Origin of the sequence: Diaphorobacter aerolatus (assembly GCF_014489535.1) — a bacterium.
GTDB lineage: Bacteria > Pseudomonadota > Gammaproteobacteria > Burkholderiales > Burkholderiaceae_C > Diaphorobacter_A > Diaphorobacter_A aerolatus.
Map to the genome: position 1 here is coordinate 3,000,490 of NZ_CP060783.1, position 15,587 is coordinate 3,016,076.

8 protein-coding genes and 3 pseudogenes are annotated in these 15,587 nt (G+C 59.3%); 10 read left to right on the plus strand and 1 reads right to left on the minus strand.

Annotated features, from left to right (window positions below; genetic code table 11):
* Window positions 1-506 precede the first annotated feature (506 nt).
* Window positions 507-2,133 (minus strand): annotated as a pseudogene (rtcR, locus tag H9K75_RS13980) (RNA repair transcriptional activator RtcR).
* A gap of 254 nt (window positions 2,134-2,387) precedes the next feature.
* Between rtcR and H9K75_RS13985 the strand changes: the two are divergent.
* From H9K75_RS13985 to H9K75_RS14030, 10 genes and pseudogenes are all read left to right on the plus strand, one after another.
* Window positions 2,388-3,965 carry a vWA domain-containing protein gene (locus H9K75_RS13985; protein WP_187723125.1) on the plus strand — a complete coding sequence of 526 codons (1,578 nt, stop codon included), beginning with the start codon at window positions 2,388-2,390 and terminating at the stop codon, window positions 3,963-3,965.
* A gap of 829 nt (window positions 3,966-4,794) precedes the next feature.
* Window positions 4,795-6,027 carry an RtcB family protein gene (locus H9K75_RS13990; RefSeq protein WP_187723126.1) on the plus strand — a complete coding sequence of 411 codons (1,233 nt, stop codon included), beginning with the start codon at window positions 4,795-4,797 and terminating at the stop codon, window positions 6,025-6,027.
* A gap of 177 nt (window positions 6,028-6,204) precedes the next feature.
* Entirely contained in the window at window positions 6,205-7,242 is a 1,038-nt protein-coding gene (gene rtcA, locus H9K75_RS13995) for an RNA 3'-terminal phosphate cyclase (protein ID WP_187726048.1), read from the plus strand.
* Between the two features lie 425 nt (window positions 7,243-7,667).
* Window positions 7,668-9,924 (plus strand): annotated as a pseudogene (locus H9K75_RS14000) (type VI secretion system Vgr family protein).
* A gap of 336 nt (window positions 9,925-10,260) precedes the next feature.
* Window positions 10,261-10,308: pseudogene (locus H9K75_RS25550) on the plus strand (hypothetical protein); the annotation flags it as partial.
* A 299-nt stretch (window positions 10,309-10,607) separates the two neighbouring features.
* A complete protein-coding gene (locus H9K75_RS14005; RefSeq protein WP_187723127.1) occupies window positions 10,608-11,975 on the plus strand; it encodes an RHS repeat protein in 1,368 nt (455 codons plus the stop codon).
* Window positions 11,976-12,024: 49 nt separating this feature from the next.
* Window positions 12,025-12,627: an RHS repeat protein gene (locus tag H9K75_RS14010; RefSeq protein WP_187723128.1), complete on the plus strand. Its 603-nt coding sequence runs from the start codon at window positions 12,025-12,027 to the stop codon at window positions 12,625-12,627.
* A 799-nt stretch (window positions 12,628-13,426) separates the two neighbouring features.
* Window positions 13,427-14,668, plus strand: a complete 1,242-nt coding sequence (locus H9K75_RS24010) for an RHS repeat-associated core domain-containing protein (protein WP_226858204.1) — start codon at window positions 13,427-13,429, stop codon at window positions 14,666-14,668.
* A complete protein-coding gene (locus tag H9K75_RS14025) occupies window positions 14,665-15,000 on the plus strand; it encodes a hypothetical protein (RefSeq protein ID WP_187723131.1) in 336 nt (111 codons plus the stop codon). The genes H9K75_RS24010 and H9K75_RS14025 overlap by 4 nt, the downstream gene beginning before the upstream one ends.
* Window positions 14,991-15,386 (plus strand): hypothetical protein, encoded by a 396-nt coding sequence (locus H9K75_RS14030; protein ID WP_187723132.1) that lies wholly within the window; start codon window positions 14,991-14,993, stop codon window positions 15,384-15,386. Before H9K75_RS14025 ends, H9K75_RS14030 begins: the two co-directional genes overlap by 10 nt.
* The last annotated feature ends 201 nt before the right edge of the window (window positions 15,387-15,587 follow it).

The following is a 15,587-nucleotide window of genomic DNA, read 5'->3' on the forward strand; positions in this document are numbered from 1 at the left end:
ACCCGCATGCCATCCGGCAAAACGGGCCAAAGCCTGCCCTGAAAAAATGCCGCCATCGGCGTCACCGATGCATCGACGTCCGGGCGGCTTGCACAACCACTTTACCAGCCGCAAGCGGGTAGTTTGCACTCGCAAACCCGATAAGTCCGGCGAGCGGTTCGGCGCGCGACGTTTGATCAGAGGTTTTCAACATGGTTATCACCAGCTTTGTTCACATTCCCCTGACCCTGCGCAAACAGTCGGCGCATGCGACAAGCCATCCATCCATCTGTCGCAAAACCCGCTCCGGAGCGTCAATTCCCACAAAGTTATTCACAGAACGCTAACGCATGCACCCCAGGGCACCAAGCCGAGAAATCACATCAATATTTAACCGCCAAGTCTTTGATAATAAATAATTTAGCCCTCTTTACAACGTGTTGATGGACTGTGCACAAGTAGCGCATTTCTGTGGATGGCATGCCCGGCGCGCTGCACATCGGGCCATCAGTTGTCAACAACGGCCACTAAGCGGCCTCGCCCACCACGGCATCCCAGTGCAGGCCGAATTTGCCCAGGTATTTGCGCAAACGATCAGCATCATTGACCACCGCGCGCTGCTCGCGCGACTTGTCGAACAGTCGGCGACCCGCGTCCGAAAGCGTGCGCGACTGCCGACAGATGCGGATCACCGATTGCAGTTGCAGCCGATCAAAGCAATCCAGCGCCGCCAGTGCCTCGGGCGCAAGCAGCCGCTCCAGGTCGGCGGCTGGCGATGCTTCGCCGAGCGGGTCCGTGTGGTCGTCACCCGCGTGCTGCCACAGCCAGCGCAGTCGCTCGATCTCCGCCTCGACCTGATCGACGGAAATACGCCCGCCTTCTGCCAGCGTGGCAAGGCGCGTGATGCTTGCGGCGAGATCGCGGAAATTGCCCGACCACGGCGCCTCGCCCGATTTCGCAAACCGCAGATAGGCCGCGCGGGCCTCGGCGTTGAAACGCACGGAGCGGCCAATTTCGGCGGATGAGCGCGCCAGCATGTGGTCCATGTTCGGTTCGATGTCCTCGGCACGCTGCGCAAGCCCCGGCAGCGTGTACGACCACAGGTTGATACGCGCAAACAGGTCTTCGCGAAAGCGGCCCCGGCCACATCCACGCGCAGGTCGCGATGGGTGCCTGCCACGAGCTGGAAATCGCTCGACACCTCCTTGTCGCTGCCCATGGGAAAGAAACGTTTTTCCTCCACGGCCTTGAGCAGCATGGCCTGCTCGTCGAGGCCCAGCTCGCCAATCTCGTCAAGAAACAGCACGCCGTGGTGTGCCGCACGCAGCAGGCCAGCACGGTCCGCCGCCGCGCCGGTGAACGCGCCTTTCTTGTGGCCGAACAGCGTGGATGCCGCGCTGTCGCCGCGCAGCGTGGCGCAGTTCACCTCGACGAATTCACCCTCGACCTGATGGCGTGACTTCTTGAGTTCGAACATGCGCCGCGCCAGATGCGACTTGCCCGCGCCCGTTGGCCCGGTAAAAAGAATCGGTGCCTTTGAACGCACCGCCACGCGCTCGACCTCTTCGATCAACCGGTTGAAGCGCGCGTTGCGCGTGGCAATGCCGCTCTTGAGAAAGTCGATGGCCTCTTCCTTGGCCTGATGAAAGCGCTGCGCCAGCACGTCATAGCGCGAAAGATCGAGATCGATGAACGTGAGCTGGCCCGCCGCACCCGGCTCCTGCCTGCGCGGGGCGAGGTCTGCAGCAGCACGCCGGGAATCTGGCGCGACTCCACCATCAGAAACATGCAGATCTGCGCGACGTGCGTGCCGGTGGTGATGTGCACCCAATATTGCTCGCGGTCGGGATCGAACGCATAACCCTTGGCCCAGTCGTAGATGGCCGCATACATCTCGCCAAAATCCCAAGGGTCCCGCACCTCCATCGAAATCAGCCGCACCTCGGTTTCGGGCGACACATTGGCAATGTCCTTGACCAGCAGGTCGGCCAGCGCCTGATACCGCACCGAATACAGCAGATCGAGTCGATCGATCTGCGTGTCCTCGTGCTGCACCAGCGACACCGTGGGCCGCCACTTCGCCCAGCGTCCGGCACCCAGCCCCGAGTCGAGCTGGGTGCCGATGAAACCGATGACGACGTTTTTTCTGGTCATATCCAATTTTCTATATCTCTAGCTCAAATTCTAGCAATTGAAAGACAAAGATTTGGAAAATCCGTTATTCATCAGCAAGGATTTGATATTTTCTTCAACAAAATCAATGTCTTATGACTCATCAGAGGTGTTCATTCAAAAGTTGGCACACCCATTGCAATAAAGAAGGCACAGACGAATTGAATGAACGAACAAACGAATCGACAACCCCCTTAGATGAACCACTAGAAAGAACGAAAGAAAGGAAAGTCATCATGGTCTCGAAGCAACTTTTCCCCACCTACAAGGGCAACGCACTGCCAGCCGCAGATACGCTGAACAACGAAGCCTCGGCGGCTTACGCCTACAGCCCGCGTCATCAGCTCGCCCAGATCGCGGTGACCGGTTGCCTCGGCCAGACTTTCTATGCCAGCGCCCAGGATCAGCTCGATCAAATCGCCAACCTCGTGTTGATGGTGGACAACGAGTTCACCGCGAAGACGGCAGTCTATGCCCGCGAACGCGGTTACATGAAGGACGTGCCTGCCACACTGGCAGCGGCGCTTGCGGTGTGGAACACCGATCTGCTCGCACAGGTTTTTCCGCGAGTGATCGATAACGGCAAGATGCTGCGCAACTTCGTGCAAATCGTGCGAAGCGGTGCGATGGGTCGCAAGTCGCTCGGAACGCGTCCGAAGAAGCTGGTGCAGAACTGGCTGCTGACGGCGTCGGAAAAGCAACTGCTGAACGCATCGATTGGCAACACGCCTTCACTGGCGGACGTCGTGAAGATGGTTCACCCCAAGCCTACCGAGGCGTGGCGTGCAGCGTGGTTCGCCTGGTTGATCGGCAAGCCGTTCAACGAGGCCGACCTGCCGCCCATCACGCAGGCATTCGAGCGCTTCAAGCGCGATAACGCCCAGGGCGTGATCTCGCTCGACGTGCCGGACGTGCCCTTCCAGATGCTGACCGCGCAGACGCTCTACAGCAAGCAGTGGGCCGAGATCGCCAAGAAGGGATCGTGGCAGATGGTGCGACAGAACCTGAACACGTTCGCTCGCAACGATGTGTTCAAGCTGGCCGGAATGACGGATGCGATTGCGCAGAAACTGCGTGACGCCAACGCCATTGCCAAGGCCCGCGTGATGCCGTATCAACTGCTCGCAGCCTTCAAGGCCAGCGACGAGCAGGTGCCCGCCGCCGTGCAAAACGCATTGCAGGACGCGATGGAAATCGCGCTCGCCAATGTGCCGCGCTTCGACGGAAACGTGGTGGTATGCCCCGACGTGTCGGGCTCGATGGGCTCCATCGTGACCGGACATCGCGGTTCCGCCTCGTCCAAGGTGCGATGCATCGACGTGGCGGGTCTGGTGGCAGCCGCCGTGCTGCGCAAGAACAGCAATGCCCGTGTGTTGCCGTTCGAGCAGGAGGTCGTGAAGTTGAAGCTCAACGGACGCGATTCCGTGATGACCAACGCACAGAAGCTCGCCCAGATCGGCGGAGGTGGAACCAACTGCAGCGCGCCTTTGAAGCTACTGGCCGATGAAAAGGCCAAGGTGGATCTGGTGATCATGGTCTCGGATAACGAGTCCTGGATGGATAACCGCCATCGCGGTGCCACGGCAACGATGATGGAGTGGGAACGCATCAAGCAACGCAACCCTGATGCGAAGCTGGTGTGTATCGATATCCAGCCGTACGGAACTTCGCAGGCGATGGATCGAAAAGACATCCTGAATGTCGGCGGATTCAGCGACGCGGTGTTCGACGTGGTTGCCAGCTTTTCACAAGGAAAGCTCGGCGCTGCACACTGGGTGGGCGAGATCGAGAAAATCGTTCTCACTCCCCAGTGAGTTAACTGGAGTGAAAGTGAAATGAAATGAAGCGATCATCTGTCGCTGGCGAATGTTGATGGGACTACATCTTTAACCTGTACATGTCTCATCGCCTCCTCGTCGCCAGCGGCGGATGTTCCAACAAAAAGAAGAATAAGAAGAAAAATGAAGAACGAATGATTTTGAAGGTCTCGTTGCGAATGCAGGTGGAACTACAGCCTGTCACGCTCGTGGTCGCGGGTTCGAATCCCGCCAGCCCCGTAAAAAGGTGCTGTAGCTCAGTCTGGTAGAGCACGACGTTTCACCATCCCTCGTCGCAACGGGACATTCATTTGAAGAAGGATTTGATTTTTATGGGTGTGCGCGAATGCATGCAGGACTACATCTGGATCGCCAGGGGTTCGAATCCCCAGCCGGGCAACCGGTGGCACTACGTCCTGTAAATCCTGGTCGCGTCTTTTTGAATTTGAATTTTTGGTTTTGATTGCTGGTATCGAATGCAGGTGGAACTACATTTAATTTCGCTGTCGCGGGTTCGAGTCCCGTCAGCGTTCGCAAGTCCGCTGTAGCTCAGTTGGTAGAGCCCGAACGCGTTCCATCGATTCCTTGTCGATGCCGTGCAGTCAATACGTTGAACGCGAACGACGAAGATACAAGAGTTTGGTTGTCTCGCTGCGAATGCAGGTGGAATTACAGCTTCAGGTGCTCGGGATGCAGGTTCGATTCCTGCCAACGCAAGTTGTAGCTCAAGGGGATAGAGCACGAAAAATTTCACCCTCCCTTGTCGTGGCAAGTCCGCCAAGCAAAGATAGATAGATAGATAGATAGATAAAAGAAGGAAGCAAAAATGTCTGAAGAACTGAAGAACTACAACGTTGAACAGTCCCCCAACGGCGTGCCGGTAAAGATGTGGACCAAGGGCGTGCCGGTGGAAGACGAAGCCCGCCAACAACTGGCCAATACGGCGCAACTGCCCATCGTGTTCAAGCACATCGCGGCCATGCCCGATGTGCATCTGGGGATCGGCGCGACCATCGGGTCGGTGATTCCCACGATCAAGGCAATCATTCCTGCCGCCGTGGGCGTGGATATCGGTTGCGGAATGATGGCCGCCAAGACCACGCTGCGTGCGCAGGACTTGCCCGATAACCTGAGCGCCCTGCGTTCCGCGATCGAACGCGCGATTCCTCATGGCTTCTCGGGGAGGAATCGCGGACGCGATCCCGGAGCGTGGGACACACCGCCCGACGCGGTGGATCAGGCCTGGGCCGGACTGGTGGATGAATTCAACCAACTGGCCGAGCTGCACCCGCGCCTGAAGAACACCAACAACCACAAGCACCTGGGAACGCTGGGCTCGGGCAATCACTTCGTGGAAGTGTGCATCGATCAGAACGACTTCGTGTGGTTCATGCTGCACTCGGGCTCGCGCGGAGTGGGTAATGCCATCGGGAATCACTTCATTGAACTCGCGAAGAAGGACGCCGAGCGCAACATGCGAAATCTGCCAGACAAGGATCTGGCTTATTTCGAGGAAGGTGCTCAGTACTTCGGCGACTACGTGCGTGGTGTGTCATGGGCGCAGAAGTTCGCGATGAAGAATCGCGAGGTGATGATGACCAATCTGATTGCCGCCGTGCGCAAGGTGATTGCCAAGCCTTTCGAGTCGCATGTGGAAGCGGTGAACTGTCACCACAACTATGTGCAGAAGGAGCGCCACTTCGGTGAAGACGTGTTCGTGACCCGCAAGGGAGCGGTGAGCGCCAGGCGCGGGGAGATGGGAATCATCCCTGGAAGCATGGGTGCGCGCAGCTACATCGTTCGCGGCCTCGGAAATCCCGAGAGCTTCGAGAGCTGCAGCCACGGCGCGGGTCGCGTGATGAGCCGTACCAAGGCCAAGAAGATTTTCACAGTGGCCGATCAGATCAAGGCCACCGAGGGCGTGGAGTGCCGTAAGGATGCCGATGTGATCGACGAAATTCCCATGGCCTATAAGGACATCGATGCGGTAATGGACGCGCAAAAGGACCTGGTGGAAGTCGTGCATACGCTCAAGCAGGTGGTTTGCGTGAAAGGTTAGGGCCTGTTCACCCAACGCACGGGGAGCGCGCTATGCACTTGGGACGGGATGCAAGGCGCAGGCTCGAAACAAGGTATCTGCGTGACGCCGTGGCCTGCTGCAACGGCACGCCAGCGGCCGCGGCGACAACGAGCGACTGAATCGAACAATAAATGAACTGGGAAGAAGAAAATGACCATGATCGAGATCGACGGGTCCGCCGGAGAGGGCGGCGGGCAGATCCTGCGCACCTCGCTGGCGCTGTCGATGCACACCGGCCAGCCCTTTGCGCTGAACAACATCCGCGCCAAGCGAGCCAAGCCTGGGCTGATGCGCCAGCATCTGACCTGCGTGAATGCGGCCGCCCAGATCTCCGATGCGCAGGCCGAAGGTGCCGAACTGAATTCGCAGCATCTGCGGTTCACGCCCGGCGCAGTGAAGACGGGAGACTTTCAGTTCAACATCGGCTCTGCGGGAAGCTGCACGCTGGTGCTGCAGACGATATGGCCGGCGCTGTTGACGATGGCGGGAACGACCCGCGTGGAACTGCGCGGTGGCACGCACAACCATATGGCGCCACCGTTTCATTTTCTCGACCTGGCCTACGCGCCGCTGGTGCGCAGGCTGGGCGTGTCCGCGAGGCTGGTGCTCAAGCGACATGGGTTCTACCCGCAGGGCGGCGGCGAGATTCATGCCGAGTTCGGCGGTGCCGCCGGTCCGTTGACGCCTTTCGATCTGCTGGAGCGCGGTGAACTGCGCGACCAATATGCCGAGTGCCTGATCCCGTCGATTCCACGCTCCGTCGCCCGCCGCGAATTGCGGGCGCTCCAGCAGCGGCTGGGTTGGCAGGACGAGCAACTGCGTGTCGGCACCGCGCGGCAGGACGAAGGCCCGGGCAATGCGCTCATCGCGGTGCTCGCGCATCAGCACGTCTGTGAGGTGTTCACGCGCATCGGCGCAAAGGGCGTGACGTCCGAGCAGGTCGCGGACGGCGTGGCTTCCGAGGTGCGCAAGTACCGGATCAGCACGGCTGCGGTAGGCCCGCATCTGGCCGATCAATGGGCACTCCCACTGGCCATCGCAGTCCATCAAAGCGGCCAGGCGGCAAGCTACACCTGCTCGGCCATCACGCCGCACGCAACGACGAATTTCGAGGTGATTCAGCGGTTTTTGCCGGTGCAGTTCACCAAGGTAGTCTGCGACCACCATGTGAAGGTGAGCGTGGCACCCGCCTGAGAAAGCCAGGAAGGCTGGAACCTTCGTTCGCGAAACGCTTCTGCCTGCCTGGCTTTCCTTGGGCAGCTAGCGTTTCTTATCGCCACTCCAGTCCATAGCTGGCGTTTGTTACGAAATCAGTGATGTCTGAGGTTGATTCACGTAATGGCCGGATGCAAAACAGATCCAACGGAGACGGCAGAGGAAGATTAGGGCTTGCGCCTTGCATCCCATTCCAAGACTGCACAACGCGATCCCCGTGCGTTGTGTGAACAGGCCCCAGGGGTTTGCAAGGCCGTATCTCGCGCTGATCGCGGAGGATGCCGCGAATTAACAATTCAGGAATGATAAATTCAAATTGGTCATTGAATTTTCTCGCTGCGTGTATATGATTGTTCGGATAAATCATGTGCGGTGCATGCACCGCGCATTCACAGGGAGGATCAATGGCAAATCGCACTTTCATCGCCCACAGCCCGCTGGGCGAGGAACTGGAATTCCGTTCATTGGAGGGCAGTGAGCAGATCTCGCGATTGTTTGAATACCGGGTTCGTCTGATCAGCCAGAATTCGTCGATTGCCGCCAGGAGTTTGCTGGGCAGGGACATGTCCATCGAGATCGACCTCACGACGGAAACTACGGGGAGTGACAAGCGGTTTCTCTCCGGGCAGGTAACGCAGTTCTCGTACATAGGGCGCGATGGTGATTTTTACGCATATGAAGGGGTGTTGCGCCCGTGGCTCTGGCATGCGACGCGGCGCTCAGACTTCAAGATCTTCCAGTTCAAGAAGGTGCCGGACATCATCAAGGAAGTGCTTGGCCCCTACGGTTTCACGATTGATGACCGGCTCATCGGCAGCTATCGCGCGTGGGACTATATGGTCCAGTACGGCGAGACCGACTTCAATTTCATCTCGCGCCTGCTTGAAGCCGAGGGCGGCTATTTCTTCTTCGAGCACAGCCAGGGAAGCCACAAGCTGGTGCTGGCGGACGACATCGGAAGCCACGGCCCTCTTCCCAACGGACCGGCCACCATTTCCTATTACCCCGGCAACCGGGCTGCGAACATTCACAGCGTCGACTTCATTGACAATTGGCGCTTTGCCGAAGATATCGCTTCCGGCCACTTCGCGTCGGACGACTACGACTTCGAGAAGCCCAAGGCCTTGCTCGAGACCCGCCAGCAGCAGCCCGCAGGCCACCCCGAAGACAGTCGCGAACTCTACGACTGGCCCGGTGGCTACACCGATGCGGGCGACGGCGAGAACTACGCACGCGTGCGCATCGAGCAGCAAAAGGCCCAGCGCGAAGTCGCCCAGGGCGAAGGCAATGCGCGCAACATCGCACCAGGCTACCTGTTCACCTTCAGCAAATACCCGAGAGCCGACCAGAACAAGGAATATTTGATCGAGTCGGCGTATTACCGCTTTGAAGAGAACGTGCGCCGAAGCGACGGCGCGGGAGGCTCGGGCGCTGCCAAGCGCGCGGGCATCGACAGCCCGACCACGTACCGCATCAGCTTCAGCGTCATCCCCAAATCGGTTCCATATCGCAGCCAGCGCACGACCCCCAAGCCCCACACCACAGGCCCGCAGACGGCGGTCATCACCGGCCCGCAGGCGAAGAAATCTACACCGATAAGTATGGCCGCGTGAAGGTGCAGTTCCACTGGGACCGCTACGGGAAGAACGACGAGAACTCGAGCTGCTGGATTCGCGTGAGCCAGACCTGGGCGGGCGCGAACTACGGCTCCATGCACATCCCGCGCATCGGGCAGGAAGTGATCGTGGATTTTTTGAACGGTGATCCGGACTACCCGATCATCACGGGCCGGGTCTACAACGCCATGCAGATGCCGCCGTGGGATTTACCTGCCAACAAGACGCAGTCGGGCATCAAGACCCGCTCCAGCCTGGGTGGTGCGGGCGGCGCGGGCATGAAGAACGGTGCGGGCGATGCCAACGCGCTGCGCTTTGAGGACAAGAAGGGTGAGGAACAACTGTGGCTGCATGCGCAGAAGGACCAGCTCACCGAGGTCGAGCACGACGAGGACAAGTGGGTGGGCAACGACCGGCGCAAGGTGATCGACCGGGATGAGTTCAACACGATTCACCGCGACCGCACGGAGATCGTGGATCGTAACGAGAAGATCAATGTGCACGGGTGGCGCACCGAGGAAGTGGATCTGGATGAGACCATCACGATTCACGGCAACCGCACGGAAGTGGTGGACAAGAACGAGACCCTCACGGTGCACAAGAGCCGCACGCGTACCGTGGATCACAACGAGGATGTGACGGTCAGGAAGAGCCGCACGAAGACGGTCCTCAAGAACGAGACGGACGAGATCAAGAAGAAATGGGATATCACGGTAGGCCAGATGCGGATGGAGAAGGTGGGGCTGCTCTCCACCTTCAACGTCGGGCTGGTGCACTCCGAGAACGTGGGCTTGCTGCACAGCTCGATCGTGGGCGGCAAGCGCATTGAGGTCAGTGGCGTGGACAAGACCGAGGTGGTCAATGGCCCCGCACCACCACCGTCAAGAGCGACACGGTGACGGTGGAGGAGACGCAGAAGATCACGGCCAAGAAAATCGAGATCACGGCCTCGCAAGAAATCCTGCTGACCTGTGGCTCAAGCAGCATCCGCCTGAATAAAGACCTGATCCGCATCCTGTCGGACTTGGTGCGCATCAACTGTTAGGGGCGGGCATCCCGGTATTGCTTTTTGGAAAGCACGATCAGAAAAAAATTGGAGGGAAGGTCTTCATGACAGGAAAGCCAGCGGCACGCATAGACGACAAGGTTGCGTATTCACGCATTGTGACGGGCTCACTCACGGTACTGATAGGAACCCAGGGGGTGTGGCCTGCTCGGTGTGTCCGGGGGCGTTGCCAAGGGCAGCCCGGTCAATCCCCAGCTGGGCGCGAAGGTGCTCTCGGGGCGTCTGATCTTGACTTTGCGCTGCCCGGGCCATGCCGCTGGTGTGGCAGCGCCAGTACAGCAGCTATGTGAACGCAGAGCAAGGGGGTACTGCGGCGTGCTGGGTTACGGCTGGAGCGCGCCGCTGGAGCTGCGCCTGACGGTGCAGGCCGGCGCCACGTTGCTGCACGACAGCCAGGGGCGCACCATCACGTTTGATGCGCTGGCGCCAGGCGAGTCGCTCTACAGTCCCAGCGAAGACATCTGGCTGCTGCGCACGGGGATGCACCCGGGCAACCTGGCGCAGGAGCTGGCCTCGCTCACTGGCGGGGCGCGGTTTGCCCTGGACGCGGGCAGGACGCGGGGCAGGCTTCGGTTGCGGCTTCGGCTGTCGGCACCGCTGCGCTTGCAGACCAGCAGGCGCCCGCCTGGTGGAGAGACCGCTTTGCGTGGATCAGTCGCGAGATGGCCTGCGCAAGTCATCTCATTTTTGCCGCCAACGGGGGTGGCGACACGCTGTGGGTGTTTGCTCCCGCGAACTGGCAGGCGATGGAGGCTGCGCGCAGGGCTGCGCAGACGCACCCGGCCACGCAGCTGCCTGCGCCCGATGCGGGCTGGGTGCTGCTGGGCAAGCTGGAGAGCCTTGGCCGCACGCAGCGCTACCACTGGGCAGAGGTGCTGGGGCAATCGCGCATCACCGGCATCGACGATGGCGTGGGGCGCCACTACCAGTTGCACTACAGCCGGGTCAGCGCAGCACAGGACGCCCGGCACTACGGGCGCGAGGGTAGTCACTTTCACTGGCAGGCGGACAGCGGCGTGCGCCTGATGCGCATTGAGCTCAGGCGCGATCCTGCGCTTCCCCTGCAAACCGGCGCTCTCGCGCAGTCGATCGATCTCGTCAGCTACGCCTACAGCGCGGAGGGCGACCTGGTTGCCGTGAAGAACCGCCACGGGGACACAGTGCGCCGGTTTGCCTGGCGCAACCACCTGATGGTCTTTCATCAGGAAAAAAGCGGGCCCGAGCACCGCTACGCCTACGACCGCTATGAGCCTGGGGGCAAGGCGGTAGAGCAAAGCAACCAGGAGGGCATCGACTACCGCTTTGACTACCGCGCGCTACCCGAAGCCGATGGACAGCCGCGCCGGGCCTGCATCGTCACCGACAGCCTGGGGCGCGTTGAGACCTACATCTTCCAGGGCGAAGCGGGCCTGTCGCGGCTGACCGAGCATGTGCGCGCCGATGGCAGCACCGTGAGGCGAAGCTACAACCAGTACGGGCACCTCACGGGCGTCACGGACCCGCTGGGGCGCAGCGTGCGCATGCAGGTGAGTCCCCTGGGGCAACTGCTGTCCACCCAGGGGCCCGATGGCAGCACCAGCAGCCAGACCTACGAGGAGGGTAGTGGGCTGCTGCAAAGCACCACCGATGCGGCCGGGCGCACGATCCGCTACGGATATGACCGCCTGGGCCGCCTCACGCAAATCATCCTGGCAGATGGCAGCGCCGAGCACTATCACTACCCGGACATTGCCAGTGCGGCAGCGGAGCCTGCCACGCGCCTGAACGCAGACAAACCCGTTCGCATCACCGATGCCAGGGGTGGAGACAAGCACATTGCCTATACCGCGGCGGGGCAGGTGGCAAGCTACACCGATTGCTCCGGGCAGAGCACCCGCTACGAGTACGACCGCTGGGGCAGGAGCACGGCGGTGGTGAACGCGCTGGGTGAGCGCGTACGCTACCAGTACAGCGACAGGGACCAGTTGCAGGCCGTGCACTACGCCGACGGCAGCTCAGAGCACTACGAGTACGACGCCCGGGGCAGGTGAGCCAGGTGCGCGCGGGCAGGATGACAAGCGCAGCGCAGATGTGTACAGCGTGGAGGGGTACAGCGCAGAGGGCCGCAGCAGAGCGCCCGCCAGCACGACGGCGGCCTCGGTCAGCATGGAGTACGACCTGTGGGGACGGCTCACGCGGCGCAGCCACGCGGGCCACAGCCTGGCCTTCGCCTATGACGTGGCCGGACGCCTTGCGCTGCTGACCAACGAGAACGGTGAGCACACCCGCTTCGAGTGGGACGTGATGGACCGTCTGGCAAGGGAGACCGGCTTTGATGCCCGGGTGCAAAGCTACCGCTACGATGCAGCCGGGCAGCTCACGCACTCGGCAGACGGCTGGGAGGCGCAGCAGGGCCTGGCAAGCCACACGAGCCACTACGAGTGGAGCATCACGGGGCAGCTCATTGCAAGGCATCTGCCGCCAAGCGAGCTCGTGCCCGCGACCACGCACCGCTACCAATGGGGCAAGGCAGGCGAGTTGCTGCAAGCAAGCGTCTGGCATGAAGCGCCAGAAGCCGGGGCGCAACTGCAAAGCCAGGCCATCATCGAGCGCGATGTGGCGGGCCGGGTCACAGGCGAGATCCAGCGCCTGTACAAACACACCTCCCCTCCAGAGCCACGACCCACAACGGCGCCGGTGTGATGGACCCTCCTGCCGCCGGGCCGGAGATCGAGTTCGAACACCGCATCAGCCATCGCCTGGATGTGCTGGGCAACCGGCAAGCGAGCCAGTTGCAGGGTCTGGGCGAGGTGGGCTACCTGCTTTATGGTTCGGGCCACGTGCACGGCATCACCTGGCAAGGCGAGAGCCTGGTGGACCTGGAGCGAGATGCGCTGCACCGCGAGGTCAGACGCCAGTTGGCGAGCACCACGGCCGAGCCTTTGATCCGCCAGCTGGGCTGGGACAGCGCCGGGCGCCTGACATCCATGCAGTGGGGCGGCTTTGCGCAAGGCGCGGGCCTGCCTGACATGCTGGACAGCCTGCCGGGGGCAGCCCCGTCCACAGCGCAGGCCTCGCCCAGCCCGCAAGGCCCCACAGGCCGTGCTCGGGCGCTGGCGTCCCGGCACTACCACTACGACAGCCTGGGACAGATGGTGGGCATCCAGAGCCCGGCGGGCATGAGCCGCTTTGCCTACGACGCGGCAGGCCGCCTCACAGGTGCAGACACCCCGCAGGCGGGCCAGCAGCGCTGGAGGTTCGACCCGGCGGGCAACCGCCTGCCCATTGCAGAGCCGGCAGGCAACCCCGGGGCGGGCGATGTCATCACGGGAGCGCTGAACGAAACAGACCGCCAAAGGACGCAGCAAAGAGCGGGCCGCGAGGCAACGCCGGTCAGCCGCGAGCAGATGGCGCGCAGCGACTACAACGCCCTGCAGGGCAAGCCGGAGCAAGGGGACACCTGGAGGACTGGGCCGCCACCGCGAAGTGGCACGGCAACCGTGTGGGCTACTACGAGAACAGCGAAGATGCGAGCAGCGAAGGCGCCAGGATTCACTACCGCTACGACAGCCGGGGCAACCGCACTGAAAGCGTGCAGGGCATGGCAGGAAAAGCGCGCCGCAAGATGGAGCTGGCCTACGACAAGGGCAACCAGCTGGTGCAAGTCGTGGTTCACGAAAAAGATGGTGAAGGAGAGGACGAAGGCACACAGCTCACCCAGCGCTACCGCTATGACGCGTTTGGCAGGCGGCTGGCCAAGTACAGCAATGCGGGCAACACAGGTCACGCGAGCAACTTGGGTCACATGGGCCACAAGGATGCAGGCGAAGAAAGCGGGACAACCGATTACTTTGGCTGGGACGGGGACCGGCTGGTGCATACCGAGCGGCTCAACCATGGCAATGCCCGGGACATCGACGGGCAGAGCCAGCCGGAGATCGTGCACACGGTGTACGAGCCGGGCAGCTTTACGCCGCTGGTGCAGTTGCGCCGGGCTGCCAGAGCAGATTTGGATATGGCTGAAGAGCTAATTGAGCACATGCAACCGGGTGTTGCGCAAACGGCCCTTCGTGGCATGCTCAGAGATATTGGAGCGATAAATACGAGCATGCAGGGTTTTATCCAAAGACAGCTGATCGAATTTCAGCAAATGGTGCGAACGCAGCGTGCGGAAAGTGCGCAAAGTGTGGAGGTAAGGTATTACTTATGTGACCACTTGGGAACGCCAAACGAACTAGTCAATGAACAAGGATATTGTGAGTGGGCGAGTCTGTTTGACGCGTGGGGAAACGTTCAAAATGAATATAACCCCAAACACCTATATCAACCCATCCGCTTAGCTGGCCAACAAGTCGATGAAATTACTAACTTGCACTATAATAGACACAGATATTACGATAATTTTTGCGGAAATTACATAAACCAGGACCCAATAAATCTATCTGGTGGAATTAATCCATTTAGATATACAGCTAATAATCCAAATTCCGGTATTGATCCCCTAGGTTTGGCATGCGTTGCTTCTGGGAATACTGTGAATTGCAATGTTCCTGGCGGGCCTTCTATTTCATTCCCAAGACCAGACGGATGGCCGGATGCAATCAGTAGTGAAGCGAGTTGGCACTATCACTATTATAACAAGCAAGTTCCATTAAAGGGGGCAAATCCAGACTGCGTTATGAAAGGCATCGTTCAATCACCAACTCCCGGAAAGCCAAATGCTGCAACCCAAGCGGCGCCATGAACAATGCAACTCCAGATTTGGCACAAAGTGTATTCGATGGAGTTGATTATTTAAGTTCCTTTGGAAATGATTCTGGAGGATATAACAATAATCCAGTTAAGTCATTTAGTCTGAATAACGGAACCGTTGTTGTGAATGTCACTCAGCCTGGTCATAAACTTTTCCCGGGGTATGTGGCACGTACGGTGAGTAACGGCGTTGTGAATAATTTTGGAGAAGGCGTTGGTTGGGCGCAAGGGCCAATAGGGCAGAAATCTGGTTTGTCATATTTTATAGACAATGTATGGTATCCACAGACGGAACAAATACTAGGAGATTGCTTGTGCAAATGAATTTAAGAACATTAATCGCAATACTGATTGCCCCGCTATTTCCGGCCATGTTATTGATTTCTCTAAGTCTTATAACAAATGCGTCTCGATCAGGGTTGGGTGTTGGGGTTTTTGCTTCAATATTTTTTGGGTATATAGGTTTTTTTCTTTTTGGAGTTCCCAGTATTTTCATTTTGCAAAAAAATAATCTGCTTACTGTTCTGAATTTGGCCCTTTGTGCATCGATTTTTGGAGTGTTGGTGTATGGTGTTTTTCTTTTTTTATTTTCACTGATGATGGGTGTGAGTGTAAAAATGGAATCTCTAGGAAAGGTATTTGTAGGCGGGGTACTTGGCGCGGGTATCGCATTTTTCTACGGATTAATAGCAGGTGTTAGATTTAAATGAGGAATAGTAGTCGCTGAAATATTCATTTCAGGCGGCCCTACCGCCCCGAAGCGCTGCCAGTGTTGGAAGCCAATGAGTCGCTCCTGAATAATTTCGCCCTCGTGCGCGCAGCAGCTCGGGGATTTTTCGATGCAAAAACTTCCGGTTTGATATTCAATATCACCTGTCTTCTGGTGTTTTGCAGTGATGACGTTTTTTCAC

Coding starts and splice junctions, on each gene's coding strand:
- H9K75_RS14005 (WP_187723127.1), top strand. CDS start 10,608: ATGGCCTGCGCAAGTCATCTCATTTTTGCCGCCAACGGGGGTGGCGAC.
- rtcA (WP_187726048.1), top strand. CDS start 6,205: ATGATCGAGATCGACGGGTCCGCCGGAGAGGGCGGCGGGCAGATCCTG.
- H9K75_RS14025 (WP_187723131.1), top strand. CDS start 14,665: ATGAACAATGCAACTCCAGATTTGGCACAAAGTGTATTCGATGGAGTT.
- H9K75_RS13990 (WP_187723126.1), top strand. CDS start 4,795: ATGTCTGAAGAACTGAAGAACTACAACGTTGAACAGTCCCCCAACGGC.
- H9K75_RS13985 (WP_187723125.1), top strand. CDS start 2,388: ATGGTCTCGAAGCAACTTTTCCCCACCTACAAGGGCAACGCACTGCCA.